Genomic DNA, 22,136 nt, shown 5'->3' with positions numbered 1-22,136 from the left:
TGTTTTCCTATTCTCCCTCCTACGCTCGGCTCAGATCGGACAATCCTTGCGGAAGTTTGGCGCGCGCTTCTCGCGATGTGACAGGACGCCTTCCTTGACGTCCTCGCTCATGAAGCCGAGCATTTCGAGAGCAGTGGATGCGTCGAAGATCGGACCGGCTTGACGCAGCCAGTTGTTGAGCGAGTATTTGGTCCAGCGGATCGCGCTCTGCGAGCCATTTGCCAGCTCGGTGGCGATGTCGAGCGCGGTCTGCTGTAGAACCTCATCCTCGACACACATCGACACTAGCCCGATCCGGTCAGCCTCCTCACCCGAGACCGGCTTGCAGGTCATCAGATAGTATTTTGCCTTGGCCATGCCGCACAGCAGTGGCCAGATGATCGCGGCGACGTCACCGGCGGCGACGCCGAGACGAGGATGGCCGTCAACGATTCTGGCCTTCTTGCCGGCGATCGATACGTCGGCCAGGATGCCGACGACCAGGCCGGCGCCGGCCGCGGGACCGTTAATCGCCGAGATGATCGGCTTGTTGCAGTTGATGATGTTGTAGACGAGGTTCCTGGCCTCTTTCCACGTCTTCATGATCTCGTGCGAATTGCCGATCATGCTCTCGATCAGACTGAAATCGCCGCCCGCCGAAAACGCTTTGCCTGCACCGGTGACGATCACCGCATTGATGTCGGGATCGCGATCGATGTCGATCCACATATCGGTCATCTGCGTGTGGGTCTCGGCGTCCACCGAGTTGAAGGTCTCGGGCCGGTCGAAAGTGATGCGCAGCACGCGCTCGGCCGGATAATCGAATTTCAGCTTGTCGTATTTCGCGTAACGATCGGACATCATAAATCCTCCCTCGTGATCAGCCCGGCAGGCCCAGGACAGCTTTCGATAGAATGTTGCGTTGGATTTCGTTCGACCCGCCGTAGATCGTGGTCGGCCGGGCCTTGTAGAAGGTCGCCAGAACATCGACACCAACATTGCCGACCTGCAATGGGCCGAGGGTGCCGCCGTCGGGTCCTGCCGCCTCGATCATGAGTTCGGTGATCTTCTGAAACGTCTCGGTCACCCAGATCTTGAGCATCGAGACATCCGCGCCCAGCGGTTCGCCCCGCTTGAGTTGATCGGCGAAGCGCGCGTAAAGTGCCGCATGATCCTCGACATCGAGCGCAACCTCGGCGAAGCGGTCGCAAAAGACCGGGTCGTCGAAGCGGCCGGCACCGCGGGCGTAGGTTTCAAGCTGGCCAATCGCGTTCTGGGCCAGATTCGGTGCGCCGATAAACACCCGCTCGAAGCTGAGCAGGGACTTGGCCATCGTCCAGCCCTTGTTCAGTTCGCCCACGAGGTTTTCGCACGGGGTGCGGGCATCGTCGAAGAAGACCTCGCAGAACTCGGTTTCGCCCGCCAGCGTGGTGATCGTTCGGACCTCGACCCCCGGCTGATCCATCGGCACGAGAATGAAGCTGATCCCCTGCTGTTTTTTTGGGGCTTTCGGATCGGTGCGCACCAGCATGAAAATGTGCGTCGAGTCATGCGCCATCGTCGTCCAGATCTTCTGTCCGTTGATCACGAACTCGTCCCCGTCGATCACGGCGTTCGTGCGCAGGTTCGCCAGATCGGACCCTGCGCCCGGCTCGGAATAGCCCTGGCACCAAATGTCCTCACAGCTCAGAATGCGGGGCAGCCAGTATGCCTTCTGAGCATCGGTGCCGAACTTGATGATGAGCGGACCGACCATCTGCACGCCCATGTCGCGGCCGCGCACGACCCCCCAACGCTGCTGTTCCTCATAGAAGATGAGAAGCTTGGCCGCGTTCAGCCCCATGCCGCCGTACTCCGCAGGCCAGGCCGGTGCGACCCAGCCCTTGGCATGAAGCTTGCGGTGCCAGTGCTCGATTTCGGCGAACTTCGGGCGATGCGAAAGATTGCGCAGCTCTTCGGGATACTCGGTTTCGAAGAACTGCCGTACCTCCCTGCGGAAGTCCGCGTCGCTCATGGCGTTGTAGTCGATCACTCTGCGGCCTCCTCTGCGTTGCGGGCGTTCAGCCAGAGCCGCCGGTGATGGACGTCGTCGCCCAGCCAGGCCGAGAGCACCAGCGCCCTGTTCAGGTAAAGCCCGATGTCGAACTCGTCGGTGTAGCCGACCGCGCCATGCAGCTGGATGGCCTCGCGCGTGATCTTCCTGGCCGTGGTGCAAGCCCGGGCCTTGGCGCGGCTGGCCTGGCGGGCACGCAGGCGCGGGGCTTCTGTCGCGTCCATCAGGCCTAGCGCGTCGCGCACGCCCGCTTCGGCCACTTCCTGCATGACATGCATGTCCACCGCGCGATGCTGAATGACCTGGAACGAACCGATTGGCTTGTCGAACTGCTCGCGCGTCTTGATGTAGTCGAGCGTGATCTCCAGCGCCTTGGCGCTGACCCCGACAAGCTCGGCCGCCGTCAGCGCTGTCGTGTCGCTGACGGCAGCTTCCAGAGCCTTTGCGACGGCCGGGCCCTTTGCGAGCAATTCGGCTGGTGCGCCCGACAGGTGTAGCTCGGCCAGCATACTGCCATCGGACTGACGCCGTTTGTCGATGGCTATGCCCTTGCCGCCGGGTTCAACCAAAGCGAGAGCCGGGCCGCCGCCGGCCTCCGCCACGACGAGGATGCCACTTGCAGCAGCCACCCCCGCGACCCATGATTTCATCCCGGTCAGAGCGCCGTTCTCGAACCGAGATGACAGGGTGTTGGAGAGACCTTTGGCGTCACGCTCCTGCCATGCTGTGGCCAGGATCGTCGTGCCGGCCAGCGCCTCGGTCAGAAGCGCATGCTCGGGGCAGAGTCGGCGCAAAAGGCCAATTGCGAGCCCAACCGAGGCGACCACAGGTTCGGGCGCGATCACCCGGCCTACTTCTTCGGCGATGATACCGGCGGCGGCCAGCCCCATGCCGAGGCCGCCGGATTCTGCCGGCACCGCGGCGCCCAACACGCCGGCCTCGGCCAGTTCCGTCATCACGGGCGCATCCCAGCCGCCGCCTTCGTCCCTGATCTTGCGCGCTCGCGCCACGCCGCCCGCGCGCTCGAACAGCGTGCGGACGCTTTCGCGCAACAGGCGGAGATCGTCCTGATCGTGATGTGCAGCGTTGCTCATTGTTCCTCCGAGAGCCGGCGCTTGATCATCACCGGAGTATCTGCAGTGAACACGACCTGTCCTGCGGAGTTCATGGCTCTGAGCGCGTAGGCCAGCACGCCCCTGTCCGGCTTGCTCTTCGAAGGTTTGACCGAAGAGACTTCCAGTTCGATGTCGAGCGCCTCGCCGGGCCGAACAGGCCGAGGCCATCTCAGCGAATCGAAACCCAGCCCGCCGATATTGGCGATCTCCGGCATCATTCCATGCATGACTGGCTTGAACACATGCAGCATCGTCTGAAAGCCCGAGGCGATCAGGCTGCCGTGGACGGACACGGCATAGTTCTCATCGGTGTGCAGCCGCTGCGGATCCCATTCATGCGCGAACGCAATGATCTCCTCCTTGCTCAGCGGTTCTGCGCGGAACCTGTAGATCTGACCTGGCTGGAAATCTTCCAGATATTTCATGAGACCTTGCCCGCTGCCGCAAACCCAGCGTCCACCCCTTCGGCGCTGTGCGAGATGCGCTCGCGATTGAACTGCTCGAGCTTGGGATAGGTCCTTTTGAAAACGCGCAGGAATTCCTCCATCGGTGCGTCGACGTAGAGCCCCCGATCGTTCACATATTCCATGTGCCGCTGGTCTTTGACGTCGAATTCGTGAAACAGCGCGTCGCTGTTGCCATCGAAGATTAGCGGCCTGACCCCGAACCGCTCGCACAGCTCCATGTTGAACGCAGGCGTGATCTTATAGGTATTGCCGTCGAGCCCGAGCTGCACGTAGCCGTGATAGACGAAGAGATCGGTGCCCATCAGCTCCCGCAGCTTGGGCGTGTTCAGATGGTTGCGCACATCGGCGAATCCCAGCGCTGCAGGAATGTCGACCGCGCGTAGGCAGGCCGCCAAGAGGATCGCTTTGGGCACACAGAAGGCGGCCTCCGCTCCGGCGATGGCGCTCGCCCGGTAGGCATCGGCCGTCAAGGCGAAGGTGTAGGGATCATAACGGATACCGTCCCGCACCGCCTCGAACAGGCGGATCGCCCTATCGGTCTTCGATGCATCGTTGGGTAGATCGCGCAGAGCCCGGGCGACGAACTGCTGGACCTCGGGGCTGTCGCTGTTCACGAAATACGTGGGCACGACGTACCTCGCGGCCTCTTCCGGGAGCTCTTCTTGGGAGGTCGTCATCATATCCACCTTCTGCGAGAAGCAATTCTAACATCTGTTAGATTAACGGGCCACGCTGCCACCGTCAATGGTTCGGCGTTCTTGGCGGTGTCTCATGGGTCGGGCAGCCCGAAATAGCGGTTGTCACGTGCGAGATCGGGCGCGGCCTCGTCGCGGGACGGCGGCGCGCGAAAAGCCGGCGCGATCGGCAGCGGCAGAGCGGGTACGCGCCGTTCCCCGATTCGCACTTGCCGGCCGTATATGCCACGCTTGGCAAAATGGTCGTCGGATGCCGCCTCGGCCGGGGTCTTGACCACCGTGCAGCAGCAATCGGCCTCGGCCAGAAGCGATTCCCAGTGCGAGGCCGGATGTGCCGCCAAGAGGCGGGCAACTTCGGCGGTGCTTGCTTGCGGATCGGCGAGGTCGTCGCGCAGCTCCGTCCTGAGTCCGATCACCTGGCAGAAGGCCTGCCAGAACTTCTCTTCCAGTGCCGCCACGGCGATCTGCCGCCCGTCGGCTGCGGAATAGAGCCGGTAACGCGCCAGTCCGCCCGTCAACCGGTCGGCGCCATTGCCAATCGGCTCTCCGGCGACAACGCCCTTGACATGAGCCCAATAGGCGAAAACGAAGACACCTTCGGCCATGGCGATATCGAGATGGGCGCCCTGCCCCGTACGGTCGCGCTCGCGCAGGGCGAGCAGGATATTGAACACCGCCGGGTAGCTGCCGCCCCCAATGTCGGCCACCAGCGCGAACGGCATTGTCGGCTGCTCGTCCGGACCTCGACTGAGCGACAGGATTCCGGCGTCGCCGACATAGTTCAGGTCGTGGCCGGCAAAGTCCCGTTTCGGCCCGGTCTGTCCGTAGCCGGTGATCGAGCAATAGACGATGCCCGGATTGATGGCACGCACCGCCTCATATCCCAAGCCCAGCCGATCCATCACGCCGGGGCGGAACTGCTCGACCAGGACATCGGCCTTCTCGATCAGCGGACGGAGGCTCTCCACCGCACCTTCAGCCTTCAAATCCAGCGCAATCGATTTCTTGCCGCGGTTCAGGATCGCGTAACCGATGCTGACGCCGTCGATTTTCGGCGCCGAATGACGCGCGTCCTTGCCCGTGCCGGGGCGCTCCAGCTTGACAACTTCCGCCCCGGCCTCGGCTAGCATCAGGGTCGCCAAGGGGCCAGGCAGAAGCGTGCTGAAATCCAACACGAGAATATCGCTGAGCGGCTGAGCCATGTTCGCTGTCCTCAGGCGAAGCGGGCTGCGCCGTTGTTCAGCACCACGACCTGACGCTCGGGGATCGAGGCTTTGAATCGGGCTTCGTTGCCTTCCCGCCAGATATGAAACCGCACCGTCTCGCCCGGATAGACCGGGGCGGAAAAGCGCACATCCAGTCCGGTCAGCCGGCTCGCGTCATAGTCGCAGAGCGTCTTGAGAATGGTGCGGGCCGCCAGCCCGTAGGTCGCCAGGCCATGCAGGATCGGGCGCTCGAACCCTGCCGCACGGGCGACCTTGGGATCAGCGTGCAGCGGGTTGTAATCGCCTGACAGGCGATAGATCAGCGCCTGGCGTGGCAGCGTCGCAAGATCGCAAACATGGTCGGGCTCACGCTCGGGGATGGACGCAGGCGTCGGTCCCGGTTTGTTTTCGCCGCCAAACCCGCCGTCGCCGCGGCAGAAGGTCGACATTGAGACCTTGGCCAGCGTCTCGCCACTGGCCGCATTGATGATGTCACGGCTCAGATAGATGACCGCGCCGCGCTCTTCGCCCTTATCGGAGATCTGATCGATCCTGGTACGGCCGATCAGTTCACCTTTGACCGGCAATGGCTTGTAGACATCCAGCCACTGCTCGCCGTGCAAGACCTTCTTCCAATCGATCCCGGTGCGCGGATCGCGCAGCCAGAAACCGGGGTAGCCAAGCGTGACGGCCATTGACGGCACGACCATCAGCCCGTCCTCATAGACATAGGCTAGTTCTTTTTCGTCGGTCGGATTCTCCCCAAAGCCCAAGCCAAGCGCATAGAGCATGGTGTCGCGCTCGGTGAGGGTTTGCGCTACATCTTCAAACTCCCAGTTGGAGAGAACCTCATAATTGAGCGGCATCGCTTCGCCTCCCCAGTCGTTTCACAACGTGTTCTCCGAGCCCAGAATTGCAGTGACCTGGCTCGACAACGTGCCGCCGTTGCCGTGGGCGAGCGCCAGATCAATATTTGCGATCTGAAGTCCCGGCGCATCGCCCCGGATCTGGCGGGTCGCCTCGATCACCGTGAAGATGCCGTACATGCCCGGATGCACGCAGGAGAGCCCGCCGCCGTTGGTGTTGACCGGCAACTCACCCCCCGGCGCGATCCGCCCGCCCTCGACGAAGGCCCCGCCCTCGCCCTTCTCGCAAAAGCCCAAATCCTCCAGAAAGAGGATCGTGTTGATGGTGAAGGCGTCGTAAAGTTCGACCACGTCGATGTCGGACGTAGTCACCCCTGCTGCGGCAAAGGCGCGCGCACCCGACTCCCTGGCCGCCGTGACGGCGAAATCCGGCATCTGGGAAATCTGTCGATGCGTGCTCCCGGCGGCGGAGCCAAGGACGTAAACCGGCTGTTTGGGGAAATCCCTCGCCCGCTCCGACCGCACCATCACGATCGCCCCGCCGCCATCGGTGACGAGGCAGCAGTCGCGCACCGTCAGCGGATCGCTCACCATGCGGGCGGCGAGCACATCCTCGCGTGTCAGGTCGCCGCGCGCGAAGGCCTCGGGATTGTGCTTGGCCCAAGCCCGCGCGGCAACCGCCACATCGGCCAGCTGTTCGCGCGTGGTGCCGAATTCGTGCATGTGCCGCGCCGCCGCAAGAGCATAGGCGGAGATCGGATAGCGCGGGTGATAGATCTGTTCGTAAGGCGGCAGCCGCGAGGCCGTAACGAGCTTGCCCGACCCACTGCGCTGGTTCGAGCCGTAGACGATCAGCGCCACATTGCACAACCCCGCTGTGAGCGCCATGGTGGCTGCGGTGATATAGTTGACGAACGAAGAGCCGCCGGTCATCGTCCCCTCGACGAAACGCGGGCGGATGCCAAGATATTCCGCCGCCATCAACGCTGGCATGCTGTCTTCCATCATCGTGCAAAAAAGTCCGTCCACATCGGACAGTTTCAGCTGCGCATCCGCCAGTGCCGCCAAGCCCGCTTGCGCCATGATGTCGTAGGCCGTCAGTCCGGGCGCCTCGCCGAAGCCGGCGTGTCCGGTGCCCACGATCGCAGATTTGCCGCGCAGCTTGCTCTCCATCTCTTCAGCCCCCTTCCGGCCTGCACAGCACGGCGGGGGTGCCGTCGATCTCTCCCACATAGGCGATCACCGCCATGCCGATCTCCACGTCAGGAGGCGCAACGCCCTCAACGCGGCTCATCATCCGAACTCGTTCCTCCAGTTCGACGATGCAGACATTGTAATCGCCGCCCCTATCGGGCGCGCGCCTGACGACCGTTGTGGTATGGATCTCGCCCCTGCCCGAAATCTCGTGTGACGTGAACGATGTTGCGTAACAATGCGGACAGACCACGCGCGGGAAAAAGTGGAAACGTCCGCACGCGTTGCACTTGGGAAGAACCACCTTGCCTTCTGCCAGCCCCCTTCGAAAGGCTACATCCGGGCCTTCGTGCATTCTCAACCACCCTTCCCTAACTGCGCTTCCAGGTCATCTGAGTTGACGATATTTCTAACAGATGTTAGATTTCTGGCAAGCTCAAAATTCACGCGTTCGAGAAGAATATGAACATCGACGAAAAGGGCCCGCTGCATGGGCTGCTTGTGGTCGCGCTGGAACAGGCGGTTGCCGCGCCGTTCTGCTCGTCGCGCCTTGCCGATGCGGGTGCCCGGGTCATCAAGGTGGAGCGCAAGGGATCGGGCGATTTTGCTCGCGGATACGATAGAGCGGCGAACGGGGAAAGCGCCTATTTCGTCTGGCTTAACCGGGGCAAGGAATCTCTGGAGCTTGATATCAAGGACCCAGACGATCGTGCGCTGTTGGAACGGATTCTCGCCCGCGCCGATGTGTTCCTGCAGAACCTCGCCCCCGGCTCGCTCGAAAAGCTGGAACTGGATTCGGCATCGCTGCGCGCGCGTTTCCCGCAGCTCGTCACCTGCGATATCACGGGCTACGGCGATGATGGGCCGATGCGTAATGCCAAGGCCTATGACCTGCTTGTGCAATGCGAGAGCGGACTGGCATCGATCACCGGCACGCCGGACGGACCCGGACGGGTCGGCATTTCGGTGTGCGACATCGCCACGGGCATGACCGCCCATGCGGGGATTTGCGAAGCGCTGATCGAATGCCAGCGCACCGGGCGCGCCCGCGGCGTCAGCGTGGCGATGTTCGACACCATGGCCGATTGGATGGCGGTGCCGCTTATCTTTCACGATTGTGCCGGACGTCCAACGCCTCGGGTGGGCCTCAGTCATCCGGTGATCTGCCCCTATGGCGCCTATACCTGCCGCGATGGCGGCCAGATCGCACTGTCGGTGCAGAACGAGCGCGAATGGGCGCGCTTTTGCAACGCGGTTCTGAAGCGGCCCGAACTCGTTGAGGATCCGCGTTTCGACGGCAATGACAACCGCAACCGCAACCGGGATGTGCTGCAGCCGATGATCGAATCCGCTTTCGCTGCGCTCGACAGGGCGCAGATGCTGGCGCTCCTGAGTGAAGCCGACATCGCCTCGGGCGCGGTCAACGACGTCGCGACGCTTTCCAGCCACCCGCAGCTCGACCGGACGCTCATTCAGTGCCCTTCGGGCGAAATTGGTCTACCGACACCACCGATTCGCAGGTCGGGCGAAAATGTGCCGCTGGGCGCCTCGCCTGCGCTGGGGGCGCATAATGCCGCGATCCGACGGGAGTTCGCCGCGCCCGTGGCGGGTGACGACCAGACATGAGCAAAGCAAGACCCGCACTTCTGTCGGGGGTCCGGATCATTGACATGACCTCGGTCGTGTTCGGTCCCTTGGCCACGCAGATGCTGGGTGATCTGGGGGCCGACGTCATCAAGGTAGAAAGCCCCGAGGGCGACATGCTGCGCCAGGTGCAGCCGGCTCAAAACCCCGGCATGGGTGCAGTCTTTCTGGGCGTGAATCGCAACAAACGCAGCGTCGTGCTGGATCTCAAGACCGATGACGGCCGGCGGTCTTTACGCCGGCTTTTGCGCGACGCCGATGTCTTCATATTCAGCATTCGCCCTGCAGCGCTGGCCCGCTTGTCCTTGGCACCGGACGCCCTGCGCCGTGAAAATCCCCGCCTGATTACCGTGGCTGCCGTGGGCTTCGGGTCGGACGGGCCGTACCGCGACAAGCCCGCCTATGATGACAGCGTTCAGGCGGTCTCGGGCATGGCGGGGCTGGCCACGATGCGCGACCCCGGCGCGCCGCCCTCCTATGCGCCAACCATTCTGGCCGACAAGTTGGGCGGAGTCACGGCGGCCTGGGCGGTCATGGCCGCGCTCTACCACCGGGAACGCACCGGCGAGGGGCAGCATGTCGAGGTGCCGATGTTCGAAACGCTGGCGTCGTTTCTGCTGGTGGAGCACATGGCCGCCGCGACATTCGAAGACCTCCCGCAAAGCTTCGGCTACAGCCGTATGCTGGTGCCGCATCGCCGTCCGGTCCAGACGAAGGACGGGTATATTACCATCCTTCCCTATTCCAACGCGCAATGGGCCCGCTTCTTCCGCGCCATCGGACGTGAAGACATGCTCTGTCATCCGTGGGTGACGAACATGGACGAACGCAGCCGCAATATCGGCGCGGTCTATGACATGGTAGCGCAGTTCGCGCCGTCGCGGACCACACAGGAATGGATCGACTTGATGGAGGAAGCCGACATCCCGGTCATGCCGGTGAGCATGCTGCCCGACCTGCCGCAGGATTCCCACATCAAGGCAACCGGCTTCTTCCAACGCGTGGCGCATCCCACCGAAGGCGCCATCTGGACAACCAAACCTCCGGTGAAGTTTTCGGCCACGCCGGCGCGGCACGATCTGCGCACCGCGCCGCGCCTTGGTGAACATAGCGAAGAGATTCTGAGCGGAGTGGTGGAGGACTGAACGGCTTTCCAGCTCCGGAAACCATCACGCGAGCATGAGCCGCTGGCGGCGGTTCTTCGCGGCGCTATAGGATTACCCTCGCGTCAAATCTGTAGCAACTATGCGTCGCACGGTTTTCCCGCTTTCTCGCGTTGTCCCGGGAACATCTTGTGTTCCTCGGCGGCCCGGCTCGTAAAATGGGCGGCCAATTAACCAAGGCGAGATCCTCGAATAACGCGTCTCAGAGCTTCTCGATCAGCTCGGGTACGGCTTGGAAGAGGTCAGCCACAAGGCCGTAGTCGGCGATCTGGAAGATCGGGGCGTCCGGATCCTTGTTGACTGCGACGATGATCTTGGAATCCTTCATCCCTGCAAGGTGCTGGATCGCCCCGGAAATGCCCACTGCAACATAGAGCTCGGGCGCCACGACTTTGCCGGTCTGGCCGACTTGCCAGTCGTTCGGCGCGAAGCCGGCGTCGACTGCGGCCCGCGAGGCGCCCACTGCTGCGCCAAGCTTGTCGGCCAGCTTCTCGATCAGGGCGAAGTCTCCTTGCGAGCCGACGCCGCGGCCGCCAGAGACTACGACCCCGGCAGAGGTCAGTTCGGGGCGGTCGCTTTCGGCCACCTTGTCCTCTACCCATTCCGACAGGCCCGGATCACCGGGCACATCTACGGTCTCCACCTTGGCCGGGCCGCCCTTGCCGGCGGCCTTGAAAGCCGAGGTTCGGAGGGTCACGACCTTCTTGGCGTCCTTCGATCTCACCGTCTGGATTGCGTTGCCGGCATAGATCGGGCGCTCGAACGTTTCAGCATCGACAACGCCCGAGACATCGGAGATCACCATCACGTCCAGTAGCGCGGCCACCCGCGGCATCACGTTCTTGGCGTCGGTGGTGGCCGGGGCCATTATATGCGAATAGTCGCCCGCGAGGCTTACGATCATTGCCGCAGTTGGCTCGGCAAGGCGGTGGCTCAGCGCCGGATGCTCGGCCACCAGAACCTTCGCCACGCCCTCGATCGTCGCGGCTGCCACGCCGGCGGCTGCCGCCGAAGCCCCGGCGCAGAGCACGGTAACCTCGCCCAGCACCTTGGCGGCATTCACCGCCTTGGCGGTGGGGTCCAGTGCCAGTTCGCCGTCATTTACTTCGCCCAGCAGAAGAACAGCCATCACACCAACCCCCTCTCTTTGAGTTTCGCCACCAGCGTATCGACATCCGGCACGATCTCGCCAGCCTGGCGTGTTTCCGGCTCGGCCGTCTTCACCACTTCGAGCCGCGGGCTCACGTCGACGCCGTAATCCGCCGCCGTCTTCTCGTCGAGTGGCTTCTTCTTGGCCTTCATGATGTTCGGCAGCGAAGCGTAGCGGGGTTGGTTGAGGCGCAAATCGACCGTCACGATCGCCGGCAGCTTGACCTTGACGGTCTGCAGCCCGCCGTCGACCTCGCGCGTCACCACGGCGCTGCCGCCCTCGACCTTCACTTCCGAGGCGAAGGTCGCCTGGCTCCAGCCCAGCAGCGCCGAGAGCATCTGCCCGGTGGCATTCATATCGTTATCGATCGCCTGCTTGCCGGCGAGCACCAGGTTCGGCTGCTCCTCGTCGATCACCGCCTTCAGGATCTTCGCCACCGCCAGGGGCTCGATGTCCTGATGCACATCTGCGGCCGCCACAATCAGGATCGCGCGGTCCGCCCCCATCGCCAGCGCCGTTCTCAGCGTCTCCTGCGCCTGCTTCACCCCGATCGAAACTGCTACGACCTCGTCCGCCGTACCCGCTTCCTTCAGACGGATCGCCTCCTCAACCGCAATCTCGTCGAAAGGGTTCATAGACATCTTCACATTCGCGAGATCGACACCGCTCCCATCCGCTTTCACGCGAACCTTCACGTTGTAGTCGATCACGCGTTTGACGGGCACGAGCACCTTCATCGGCGTTTCTCCTATGACTGTTTGAACGTCTTTGGCCGCAATCAGCAGTCCTTGAACCGTGGCGGCCGCTTTTCTTGGAAGGCGTTCATGGCCTCGGGAAAATCATGGGCGCAAAGCAGCACGCTTTGCGCATCGCGCTCGATCTCCAGAGCCTCGAGGTAGGAGCATTCGGCAGCCGCCCGCATGACACGCTTGGTTGTCTGCATGCCGAAGGCGGGGTGGGCGGCGATCTCTCGCGCGATCTCGATTGCTCGGTTTTCGACCTCCTCGGCCGGGACGCATTCCTCGACTACACGCAGCTCGCGAGCCGTTCGTCCGTCGATCTCGCGGCCGGTAAGCACCAGCATCCGGGCCACCCCAGCCCCGGCGCGCTGCTGAAGGAGCCAGCTCGACCCGGTGTCGGGGCAGCCGCCGACCTTGGCAAAGACCTCGCAGAGGCGCGCATCCTCGGCAGCCACGACGATATCGGCCGACAGCGCCAGGCTTAGCCCCGCGCCATAGGCGATTCCATTCACCGCAGCGATGAGTGGCTTCTTGAATTGATAGGCGGCACGACCGCCGTCGTGGACCATGTCGACCATCTGCGAGGTGGCGCGGGCGCCTTTGGCGATCTCGGCGCGGAAGCCGACAAGATCGCCGCCGCTTGAGAAATGCTCGCCGCCGGTCATCACCACGGCACGTATCGCATCGTCCATCTCGGCCTGACGCAGATTGGCGATGAGCGCCTCGACGAATGCAATGCTGAAAGGGTTGCGCCGTTCCGGGCATAGAAAGCGCAAAACGCCCACAGGCCCATCACGATCAAGCCGCATCAATTCGCCCATGCCTCTCTCTCCTTTACCGGCCTTGCCAGACGGGCGCGCGTTTTTCGGCAAAGGCCCGCGGGCCCTCGATGGCATCCTGGCTGGCATAGACCACTTCGTGCAGGCGCTTACCCTCTTCCAGCCCGGCGGCGCAGCCCAGATCCATGGTCGCGCGCACACTGCCCTTCGCAGCTACTACCGAAAGCGGTGCGGCACTGGCGATCCGACGTGCGAGGTCGCGGGCCCGTTCGCGAACCAGATCAGGCGTGTCTTCAAGATAATTGGTGAAGCCGTAACCGTGCAGCCGCTCGATCGGCATGAGATCGCCGGTCAGAACGATTTCCATCAGGACAGGCTGCGGCAGCATCCACAGCGCCGGCGCTGCCCAGGGCGAGCCGCGTCCGATCTTGACTTCGGTGATCCCGATTTTGGTTCCTTTGAGTCCGACCCGCAAATCGCAGTTCAGCGCCAGCATCATCCCACCAGCCATCAAGGAGCCGGTCATGGCAGCTATGATCGGCTTGCGACAGGCGCGCATCGTGTCGTGAAAGGGGTCGCGCATCTTGCTGAGGATGTCGACGCCCTCATTTCGCGCGATCTCTGCCGCCTCCTTGAGGTCTAGCCCGGCGCTAAAGACGCCGCAATCAGCCGAGGTCAGGATCGCAACGCTGACCGTATCGTCGGCCTCGATCCGCTCCCATGCATCGACCAATCCGTTGGCGGCGGCGACCGAGAGCGCGTTCTTGCGGTCGGGCCGGTTGATAGTGACGATGGCCACGCCACCTTCGACGGATACTTCGATGGGGCTGCTTTCCATTTCTCGATCCCTCGCAGACTGACCTTGCACGACTGGGAACCGGCTTATGCCTGCGGGTCACTCCGACCCGCAGGCACGCCGTCAAATCACTCGACGGTAAATTTCGACGAGCTTTCCTTGATCACTTCCCACACCACGTCGGTGTAGTCCGCGCTCCAATCCGTGAGCGGCACCCAGGTCGAACCATCCCACTGCTCGACGCGGGTCTTACCGCCGCCTCCATGGTCTTTCGCGGTCACGGTGATCGGCGACATCACACCATTTCCGTCGAAATTCTCAATGGACTCATATCCTTCCTTCATCCTTTCGGCATTCAGCGGCCAGCCGTGTTTTTCGATCGCAATGCGGGCAGCTTCGAACCCAGTGGCATAGATAGCTAACCCGGTGTTGTAATAGACGTCGCGGACGAGCGATTCCGGACCACTGCCTTCACCCTTGGCATACAAGGTCTCGAGCATTGTCTTGACCAGAGGAGCTTCTTGGCCACCCGCCACGTTAGTACCCCGCAAGATGCCTTTGGCTGCATCGGCTCCGATATTCTTGATGTCAACTTCGTTCAGCCAGTTCACCGAAAGATAGCGATCAATCGGAAATCCGTTCCGTTTCATCTCCTTCGAAGCCACGACGTGACCGCCGGCTAGGATCCAGCTGATCATGTAATCAGGCTTGTCACGCCGAATCTGAGTCCAGGCGCTCGCCTGGTCGCTGCCGGGCAGTGGCACTGGATAGAGTTTGAGTTCGAAGCCTTCTTCCTCCGAGAGGGTCTTGAGAATCTCGATCGGCTCCTGACCGAAAGGATAGTCTAGATAGATGAAGCCGATCTTGGCTTCGCTCAGATCACCTCCCAACTGATCCTTAATGAAGGCCACGTCATTGGCCGCCTGCTGCCAATAGGTCGGACCGACCGGGAAAATCCACTTGAACACATCGCCATCCACAGCGTCGCCGCGGCCGACGAAGGATTGCATGACGATGTTGCCGTCCTTCATCGCACGTGGCAGAGCGGCATTGGTCACGGGCGTCGAGAGGAAGTTGAAAATGAAGACGCCCTCTCGCTTGAGCTGTTCGTAGCATTCGACACCGCGCTGCGGCTCGTTGCCGTGGTCGCGCACGATAATTTCGACTGGATGACCTTCTATGCCGCCGTCGTCGTTTGTGTATTTGGCCAGATCCTGCGCAGCCTGCGCCACCTGCGGTGAGATGAAGGTGTAGGATTTGCTCAGATCAAAGCAAAGGCCGAAGCGGATCGGCTCCTTGTCTTGTGCCGCGGCTGTCTGGATTGCCAGTCCCAGCGCCGCTGCCAGTACAGCGGCAGTCACTCTATTGAATATAGTCATGTCGAACCTCCCTGTTGCATATCGCTTCCTCATTGACTGCCCACTCCGCGGGGCCCGGCTTCACAGGCCCCACGGACGGTGCGGCTTGCACCTGCTTCACATCAATTGCCGTCGAACTTCGACGAACTCTCCTTAACAACCTCCCAGACGACATCCTGATAGGCGGCAATCCAGTCGGTCTGCGGCACCCAAGTGGCCCCGTCCCACATTTCGATGCGCGTGCGACCTCCGCCGCCATGATCCTCCGCCGTCACCGTGATCGGCGCCATCAGGCCATTTGCGTCAAATTTCTCGATCGCCTCTAGCCCGGCTTTGTATGACTCGGCAGTGATCGGATGGCCGTGCAGCGAAGCCGCCTGACGAGCAGCTTCGAACACGATCGAATACATCGCAAGGCCGGTATTGTAGAAAACATCCAGCGTCTTTTCGACCGGGCCGTTACCTTTGCCCTTGTCATAAAGCTCGGTCATGATTTCCTTGTAGAGTGGGATGTCCTGACCGCCCACGACATTCGTACCGCGCTTGAGCCCCTTCGCCGCCGCCGCGCCGATATTGGAGATATCCACCTCGTTGAGCCAGTTGACGGCGATGTACTTCTCCATTGGGATACCGTTACGCTTCATTTCCTTTGACGCAACCACGTGCGCACCGCCAAGCATCCAGCTGATGATATGGTCAGGCTTATCTCGGCGCACTTTGGACCAGACGCTCGCCTGGTCGCTGCCAGGCAACGGAACCGGATAGAGGACCAGGTCGAATCCTTCCTTACCCGACAGTGTTTTAAGGATCTCGATCGGCTCCTGCCCGAAGGGATAATCGAAGTAGACGAAGCCCACCTTTACATCCGAAAGATCTCCGTCGTGCAGCTGCTTGATATAGGCGATGTCGTTGGCCGCCTGGCCCCAGTAGGTCGCTCCGACAGGATAGACCCAGTTGAACACGGTGCCGTCGACAGCGTCGCCTCGCCCGACAAGCGATTGCATCAGGATGCGCTGGTCCTTCATTGCGCGCGGCAAGATCGCCAGTGAAACCGGTGTGGACAGCGTGTCGAAAACGAACACACCCTCGCGGCTGAGCTTGCTGTAGCATTCGATCCCGCGCTGCGGCTCATTGCCGTGGTCGCGCACGATCACCTCGACCTGTGCCCCATCGATTCCGCCTTTCATGTTGACGAGATCGGCAAGATCGAGCGCCGCCTGCGAGACCTGTGGCGTAGCGAAAGTATAGGCCTTGCTCAGATCGTAGCAAACGCCGATCCTGAATGGCTCGGGATCCGCCGCCTTGGCGGATTCCGATAGGAGGCCTGCGGCGAGCAAGGCCAAAGCCAGTGTTCTTCCAATCGACTGCATATTCTCCTCCCGGTCTCGTTTGGAACAATCGAGTCAGCTCAGCCAGCGTTTGCGCCGACTGTAATGTTTGATGTCGTGGAAATTCGTTCCCGAACCTCCCCCCAGATAGAATTCCTGAATGTCTGAATTCGCTTTCAATGCCTGGGCCGTGTCGTGCATGACAACGCGGCCATTCTCGATCAGATACCCGTCCGAGACGATCTCCAGCGCCGCGAGTGCATTCTGCTCGACCAGCAAAACAGACAACTTCTCTTCCTCGTTGACCTTCTTGATGATGCTGAAGATCTCGGCCACCAGGAAAGGAGCCAAGCCTAGACTCGGTTCATCGAGCATCAGAAGACGGGGCTGGGTCATCAATGCTCGACCAATCGCCAGCATCTGCTGCTCGCCGCCTGAGAGATATCCCGCCTGGGAGTTCTTCCGTTCAGCGAGGCGCGGAAAGTACTCGTAGATTCTCTGCTTTTCCGTTTTGAGTGTGGCGCGATTCATCGAAATCGGTGCAGCCGCTTCGAGGTTCTCGTCGGGCGTCAGATGTTCGAAAACTCGACGGCCTTCGATCACATGGCAAATCCCAATCTCTACACGTCGCTGCGCAGGAACACCGGTGATCACTGCGCCGTCGAAGCTGATCTCGCCGCGGTTGACGCGGCCGCGCTCGGCCTTGAGAAGGCCGCTGATCGCCTTTAACGTCGTGCTCTTTCCGGCCCCGTTGGACCCAAGCAGCGCTACCATTCCTCCTTTTGGAATCTGGATGGAGACCCCCTTGATCGCCAACATGACGTTGTCATACAGGACCTCTACACTGTTCATCGACAGGATGTTTTCTGCTTCTTTGTCGGGAGCGTGGGTCATCTCCGGCCTATTTCTTGAATTGATCAAAGGGCCACACCCTCAGGTAGTCCCGGATGTTGCTATAAAGCTTGCCCAATCCCAGCGGCTCGATCATCAGGATGATGATGATGATCGCTCCGTAGACCGCGTTCGGAATGTGGGCCAGCGATTCGACATTCAGTTGAAGCCCCAGTGCTCCGGCGCCTTCTGCCACGAGGCCATTGACGACGCCCGGCACCAGCAGGATCAACGCGACACCAAAATAGGTGCCGATGATACTGCCGAGGCCGCCAACGATCACCATAGCCAGAACCTGGATCGACACGGCGACCGAGAACTGTTCGGGCGCGGCCAGAAAAAAGAACGTAGCGACAAGGATCGCTCCACTGACTCCGCCGATGAAGGAGGAGGTCGCGAACGCAACAATCTTGTAGTAGAAGCTGTTGACTCCGAGAATGGCCGCCGCATAGTCCTTCTCGCGGACTGCCACCAGCGCACGACCCAGACCGGTACGGCGCAGATTCAGCATAAAAATGGTGACAAGCAGACACCAGCCGAAGGCGACATAATACAGGCCTGTATCCGACGTAATCCGCTGGCCCAGAAGTGCAAATGTGGGCGCCTGCAGCGAAGCGTGCGAGCCACCCGAGATCGCCGGCGAATGGGTCAGCACCCAGTCCATGACGAACTGCATCGCCAGTGTGGTCAAGGCCAGATAGAGGCCCTTCACCCGCAGGGCCGCGAAGGCGAACAGGCTGCCGATGACCGAGGCGGAAATCCCACCGATCAGGAGCGCGAATTCCCAGGGCAAGCCGTACCTGGCCGCGTGAACAGCCGAATATGCGCCGACGGCCATCACCGCCGCATAGCCGAGGTGCAGTTGGCCGGCCCAACCCGTCACCAGGTTGAGCCCGAGCGCCGCTGCCGTCCAAACAAGCCAAGGCAACATATAGCTGTTGAGGTACAGCGACCCGACAAGGAACGGAGCTGCCAGGCCGAGCGCCAGGAAGAACAGTGCGAGATTCCTGTCGGCTGGAATCTTGTAGAGCCGACTGTCGGATACGTAGCTGGTATGATGGATACCAGATAGCCGGTAAAACATCGCGTCAAACCCTTTCGATGTCTTGACGGCCAAACAGACCGTGCGGCCGAAGCATGACAGTGAGGATGAGCACCGCTGCCACGATCAGGTCGCGGCTGCCACCGCCCACGAACGGATCCAGATAGGCGGACCCCACATTCTCGATGATGCCGAGAATGATCCCCGCGAGCACCGCGCCAAAGATGCTGTCCAGCCCGCCTAGAACGGCTACCGTCAATCCCTTGAGCAGCAAGAGCGACAGCGACTGGTCGACGCCCTGAACCTCGCCCCATATGACGCCTGCCGCCACCGCAACGATCGAAGCCAGTCCCCAGGACAGGCCAACCCCACGCTCGACAGATATGCCGACGGACCATGAGGCCATGTAATCGTCGGCTATTGCGCGCAGGCGGATACCCTGTCGGCTGCGGAAGAACAGGACGAAGACCACAAACAAAACGAGGGCTACAACAGCGCCAACCAAATGGATGCGGCTGATCAGAACGTCGCCAATGAAAAGCGGATCATAGCCGACGCCTAGTTCGACCGAGCGCGACGTACCGCCCCAGATAGCAAGCGTCGTGCCGCGCAGAAAGATGTCAATCCCGAGCGTCATCATGAGGATCATCACGATCGGTCGGCCAGCGAGCCGGCGCAGCGCAACCCGCTCGATCCCCATACCGAAACCGAACATGGCGACGGCAGCCACGGGGATTGCCACCCAGAGCGGAAGCCCTATGTCGCGAGCTAGCGCCAGCACAACGTACGCTCCCACCATGGTGAGCCCGCCCTGCGCGAGGTTTGGCACGGAAGAGGCTTTGTAGATCAGTACCAGGCCGATCGCGAACAACGAGTAGAGCAACCCTGTGAGAGCTCCGTTCGCCGCTAGCTCAGCCAAGAAAACTAGTTCCATCTAAACCTCCCTGACAGGGAGGGTGCGGTCGACCCTTCCCGTCTCACCCGTCTCGTAGGTCACGACGGCGCTGACGTGGACGTGCTTTGATCCGTCGTAAAGCGCCGCGATCACGTTCTGGTAGCGGTCTTCCACCACCGTTCGGCGCAGCTTGCGCGTGCGCGTAATCTCTCCGTCGTCGGGATCGAATTCCTTGTGCAGGCTGACGAACCTTTTGAGCCGCAGAGGCTCCGGGAGGACTTTGTTTACCCGCAGGAATGCCTCGCTCAGAAGCGCGGCCACCTCTTCGCGCTGAGACAGATCGGCATAGGACACATAGGGTACGCCGTTCACTTCGGCCCAGTGGCCGACGGCATCGAAATCGATGCACACCATTGCCGTTAATTCGTGTCGGCCTGCGCCCACCACGGCCGCGTCCTTTATGTATGGACTGAACTTCAGGCGGTTCTCGATGTAATTTGGCACATAGCGCTCTCCGGCTTTTGTGTGCATCACTTCTGAAACGCGGCCAAGCACCACGAGATTGCCATCGTCTTCGAGGTAGCCGGCATCGCCTGAACGCAACCAGCCAGCGGAAAGCGTCTCGGCCGAAGCTTCGGGCTTGTTATAGTATCCGGCGAAAACGCTATCCGACTTCAGGAGGATTTCGCCATTGTCGGCGATCTTCACCTCGACCCCCGGGGCAACCTTGCCCACGGTGTGGAGCCGCACCTCATCAGGCGCCTGGATCGCGTTGATGGCACTGTTCTCCGTCTGACCATACAGTTGGCGCAGCTTGATGCCGAGCGCCCGGTAGAATACGAAGGTGTCCTCTCCGATCGCCTCACCGCCGGTGAAGGCGTTCTTGAGACGGTGCATGCCGAACTGGTCCTTGATCGGCCCGAAGATCAGAATCTCGCCGATGAAACGGCCGATACCTTCCAAAGCGCCAGCGCTCATGCCGTTGAGCTTGCGACGCTCGGCTGCCATGGCCCGTTCGATGAACAAGTGATAAAGCCACTTCTTCAGCGGCGTCGAATTCTCGATGCCTACCTGAATGGTGGTCAGGATGTTGTCCCAGCTGCGCGGTGCGGCCAGATAGAATGTCGGCGCGATTTCTCGCATATCACGCAGCACGGTTTCCTGTCGTTCGGGCACGTTGACGGTGAAGCGCAGCAGAAGCGCGGCGGCTACCGTGATCGCATAATCGCCCACCCAGGCCATCGGCAGATAGGCCAGCACCTGCTCTCCGAAGTCGAAGGCCCCGGCGGCATGGCCGTTCCGCGCCGCCGCCAACACGTTCTTCTGGCTCAGCACGACGCCCTTGGGCTTGCCCGTCGTGCCCGACGAATGCAGGAACACCGCCGGATCGTCGGGCTTGGCCCGGCCGAGCAGATTCTCGCGCAGCCCCGGCTCACCGTTGAGACGATGGCTGCCGCTCTCGACGAGATGCTCCCATGACATCAGTCCGGCCGCCTTGTAGAAGCCGAGGCCCCGGCCGTCGTCATACACGATGTACTTCAACTGCGCGGCCCCGGCGTCACGCAGTTCCAAAATCTTGTCCACCTGCTCCTGGTCCTCGGCGAGAGCGGCTACGACGTTCGCCTCGTCCGCGAAATGCTGGAGCTCTTCGAGTGTGGTGCCCGGATAGGCGGGCATTGCGTAAACTCCGAGCGTGGCCAGCGCCAGCATTCCGCAATAGAGGCGTACACGATTGTCGCCGAGAATGAGCACCGCGTCCCCCGGCTTCAGGCCGAGCCCGTCGAGGCCGGCCGCGCAGGCCAGCACCTCTTCCGTGTATTGAGCCCAGGTGGTTGCCTTCCAAATCCCACGCTCTTTTTCCCGCAATGCGATGTCGCTGCCGTGTTCGGACGCGTTCCGCATCAGAACCGAGGCAATGGTTTCACCCGCGACCGTCGGGCTTTGTGTGGTCTCAGCCATGGGCGCCCCCGATATACGCCTCAACGACCCGGGGATCCTTGACGACCTCCTTCGGAATCCCGCTGGCGATCATCTCGCCATAATTGAGCGCCAGCATCCGGTCGCAGATACCGGTAATGACGTCCATGTGGTGCTCGATCAGCAGCACGCTTATGCCCCGTTCAGCTCTCGCGTCGAGAATAAAACGGGCCATGTACCCCTTCTCCTCTTGGTTCATGCCGGCCATGGGCTCGTCGAGAATGAGAAGATGGGGCTCGGCGACCAGTGCCCGTGCCAGTTCCACACGCTTCTTGAGCCCGATTGGAATCCCGTCCACAAGCTCGTTGCGGATGCTTTCGAGCTGGAGGAATTCGATCACCTCCTCTACCACTTCGCGGTTCCTGATCTCGCTCGGTCGCGCCACCCACCAATACAGCGCAGTGGGAAGAACTCCGGGCTTCATGTGGATGTGGCGCCCCAAGAGAATGTTCTCGAGCACGCTCATGCCGTTGAAAAGCGCAAGGTTCTGAAAGGTCCGGGCGACGCCGAGCTTGGCCACCTTGTGAGGCGCGGTGCCCGTGATGTCCTTGCCATCGAGACATATCGAGCCTTTGTTCGGCGGGTAGAACCCGGTGATCGCATTTGTCACCGTCGTCTTCCCGCTCCCGTTCGGTCCGACGAGGCCAAATATTTCGCCCTTATGAATACTGAGGTCCACGCCGCTAACGGCAACAATACCGCCGAATCGACGCTCGATTCCGCGACACTCCAATACGGGAGGAGCTTTGGCGTGTTGTTGCTCTCGGGTGTAATTGTTTGTCATTTCATTCATATCGCC

The 22,136-nt window shown here is 61.6% G+C and carries 22 protein-coding genes; 2 read left to right on the top strand and 20 right to left on the bottom strand.

Annotated features, from left to right (window positions below; translation table 11 throughout):
• Positions 1 to 30 precede the first annotated feature (30 nt).
• From GTW25_RS15915 to GTW25_RS20515, 9 genes are all read right to left on the bottom strand, one after another.
• Complete coding sequence (locus GTW25_RS15915; protein ID WP_252913193.1) at positions 31 to 840, bottom strand: enoyl-CoA hydratase/isomerase family protein; 810 nt, start codon at positions 838 to 840, stop codon at positions 31 to 33.
• A 19-nt stretch (positions 841 to 859) separates the two neighbouring features.
• Positions 860 to 2,011 (bottom strand): acyl-CoA dehydrogenase family protein, encoded by a 1,152-nt coding sequence (locus GTW25_RS15910; protein ID WP_252913192.1) that lies wholly within the window; start codon positions 2,009 to 2,011, stop codon positions 860 to 862.
• Complete coding sequence (locus GTW25_RS15905; protein WP_252913191.1) at positions 2,008 to 3,126, bottom strand: acyl-CoA dehydrogenase family protein; 1,119 nt, start codon at positions 3,124 to 3,126, stop codon at positions 2,008 to 2,010. Before GTW25_RS15905 ends, GTW25_RS15910 begins: the two co-directional genes overlap by 4 nt.
• On the bottom strand, positions 3,123 to 3,572 hold the full coding sequence (locus GTW25_RS15900; RefSeq protein ID WP_252913190.1) for a MaoC/PaaZ C-terminal domain-containing protein: 450 nt from the start codon (positions 3,570 to 3,572) through the stop codon (positions 3,123 to 3,125). Before GTW25_RS15900 ends, GTW25_RS15905 begins: the two co-directional genes overlap by 4 nt.
• Positions 3,569 to 4,294, bottom strand: coding sequence for a transglutaminase-like domain-containing protein (locus GTW25_RS15895; RefSeq protein WP_252913189.1), 726 nt, complete (start codon positions 4,292 to 4,294; stop codon positions 3,569 to 3,571). The genes GTW25_RS15900 and GTW25_RS15895 overlap by 4 nt, the downstream gene beginning before the upstream one ends.
• A gap of 89 nt (positions 4,295 to 4,383) precedes the next feature.
• Positions 4,384 to 5,511: a CaiB/BaiF CoA transferase family protein gene (locus GTW25_RS15890; RefSeq protein ID WP_252913188.1), complete on the bottom strand. Its 1,128-nt coding sequence runs from the start codon at positions 5,509 to 5,511 to the stop codon at positions 4,384 to 4,386.
• Positions 5,512 to 5,522: 11 nt separating this feature from the next.
• Positions 5,523 to 6,380, bottom strand: a complete 858-nt coding sequence (locus GTW25_RS15885) for a MaoC/PaaZ C-terminal domain-containing protein (protein ID WP_252913187.1) — start codon at positions 6,378 to 6,380, stop codon at positions 5,523 to 5,525.
• 21 nt (positions 6,381 to 6,401) lie between these two features.
• Positions 6,402 to 7,553 carry a thiolase family protein gene (locus tag GTW25_RS15880; RefSeq protein WP_252913186.1) on the bottom strand — a complete coding sequence of 384 codons (1,152 nt, stop codon included), beginning with the start codon at positions 7,551 to 7,553 and terminating at the stop codon, positions 6,402 to 6,404.
• 4 nt (positions 7,554 to 7,557) lie between these two features.
• Positions 7,558 to 7,929: a Zn-ribbon domain-containing OB-fold protein gene (locus tag GTW25_RS20515; RefSeq protein WP_290128079.1), complete on the bottom strand. Its 372-nt coding sequence runs from the start codon at positions 7,927 to 7,929 to the stop codon at positions 7,558 to 7,560.
• Between the two features lie 107 nt (positions 7,930 to 8,036).
• On the opposite strand from GTW25_RS20515, the gene GTW25_RS15875 reads away from it, so the two are divergent.
• Both GTW25_RS15875 and GTW25_RS15870 read left to right on the top strand, forming a co-directional pair.
• The gene (locus GTW25_RS15875) at positions 8,037 to 9,200 is read left to right on the top strand and encodes a CaiB/BaiF CoA transferase family protein (RefSeq protein ID WP_252913185.1); all 1,164 of its coding nucleotides are present in this window, start codon (positions 8,037 to 8,039) and stop codon (positions 9,198 to 9,200) included.
• Positions 9,197 to 10,363 carry a CaiB/BaiF CoA transferase family protein gene (locus GTW25_RS15870; protein WP_290128078.1) on the top strand — a complete coding sequence of 389 codons (1,167 nt, stop codon included), beginning with the start codon at positions 9,197 to 9,199 and terminating at the stop codon, positions 10,361 to 10,363. Before GTW25_RS15875 ends, GTW25_RS15870 begins: the two co-directional genes overlap by 4 nt.
• 220 nt (positions 10,364 to 10,583) lie before the next feature.
• Here GTW25_RS15870 and GTW25_RS15865 read toward each other — a convergent pair whose 3' ends face one another.
• From GTW25_RS15865 to GTW25_RS15815, 11 genes are all read right to left on the bottom strand, one after another.
• A complete protein-coding gene (locus GTW25_RS15865) occupies positions 10,584 to 11,510 on the bottom strand; it encodes an electron transfer flavoprotein subunit alpha/FixB family protein (protein ID WP_173194937.1) in 927 nt (308 codons plus the stop codon).
• The gene (locus GTW25_RS15860) at positions 11,510 to 12,268 is read right to left on the bottom strand and encodes an electron transfer flavoprotein subunit beta/FixA family protein (protein WP_173194938.1); all 759 of its coding nucleotides are present in this window, start codon (positions 12,266 to 12,268) and stop codon (positions 11,510 to 11,512) included. Before GTW25_RS15860 ends, GTW25_RS15865 begins: the two co-directional genes overlap by 1 nt.
• 41 nt (positions 12,269 to 12,309) lie before the next feature.
• Positions 12,310 to 13,092, bottom strand: a complete 783-nt coding sequence (locus tag GTW25_RS15855) for an enoyl-CoA hydratase/isomerase family protein (protein ID WP_252913183.1) — start codon at positions 13,090 to 13,092, stop codon at positions 12,310 to 12,312.
• A 13-nt stretch (positions 13,093 to 13,105) separates the two neighbouring features.
• A complete protein-coding gene (locus GTW25_RS15850) occupies positions 13,106 to 13,888 on the bottom strand; it encodes an enoyl-CoA hydratase-related protein (RefSeq protein ID WP_173194940.1) in 783 nt (260 codons plus the stop codon).
• Between the two features lie 86 nt (positions 13,889 to 13,974).
• Positions 13,975 to 15,225, bottom strand: coding sequence for an ABC transporter substrate-binding protein (locus GTW25_RS15845; RefSeq protein WP_252913182.1), 1,251 nt, complete (start codon positions 15,223 to 15,225; stop codon positions 13,975 to 13,977).
• Positions 15,226 to 15,326: 101 nt separating this feature from the next.
• Positions 15,327 to 16,574, bottom strand: a complete 1,248-nt coding sequence (locus tag GTW25_RS15840) for an ABC transporter substrate-binding protein (protein ID WP_252913181.1) — start codon at positions 16,572 to 16,574, stop codon at positions 15,327 to 15,329.
• A gap of 33 nt (positions 16,575 to 16,607) precedes the next feature.
• Complete coding sequence (locus tag GTW25_RS15835) at positions 16,608 to 17,426, bottom strand: ABC transporter ATP-binding protein (RefSeq protein WP_252913180.1); 819 nt, start codon at positions 17,424 to 17,426, stop codon at positions 16,608 to 16,610.
• A 7-nt stretch (positions 17,427 to 17,433) separates the two neighbouring features.
• Complete coding sequence (locus tag GTW25_RS15830; RefSeq protein WP_252913179.1) at positions 17,434 to 18,540, bottom strand: branched-chain amino acid ABC transporter permease; 1,107 nt, start codon at positions 18,538 to 18,540, stop codon at positions 17,434 to 17,436.
• Entirely contained in the window at positions 18,512 to 19,399 is an 888-nt protein-coding gene (locus tag GTW25_RS15825) for a branched-chain amino acid ABC transporter permease (RefSeq protein ID WP_173194941.1), read from the bottom strand. Before GTW25_RS15825 ends, GTW25_RS15830 begins: the two co-directional genes overlap by 29 nt.
• Positions 19,400 to 21,319 carry an AMP-dependent synthetase/ligase gene (locus GTW25_RS15820; protein ID WP_252913178.1) on the bottom strand — a complete coding sequence of 640 codons (1,920 nt, stop codon included), beginning with the start codon at positions 21,317 to 21,319 and terminating at the stop codon, positions 19,400 to 19,402.
• Positions 21,312 to 22,121 carry an ABC transporter ATP-binding protein gene (locus GTW25_RS15815; RefSeq protein ID WP_173195029.1) on the bottom strand — a complete coding sequence of 270 codons (810 nt, stop codon included), beginning with the start codon at positions 22,119 to 22,121 and terminating at the stop codon, positions 21,312 to 21,314. Before GTW25_RS15815 ends, GTW25_RS15820 begins: the two co-directional genes overlap by 8 nt.
• Positions 22,122 to 22,136 lie beyond the last annotated feature (15 nt).

Origin of the sequence: Aliihoeflea aestuarii, from assembly GCF_024105665.1 — a bacterium.
GTDB lineage: Bacteria > Pseudomonadota > Alphaproteobacteria > Rhizobiales > Rhizobiaceae > Aliihoeflea > Aliihoeflea aestuarii.
This window is presented reverse-complemented; position numbering and strand designations above follow the sequence as displayed.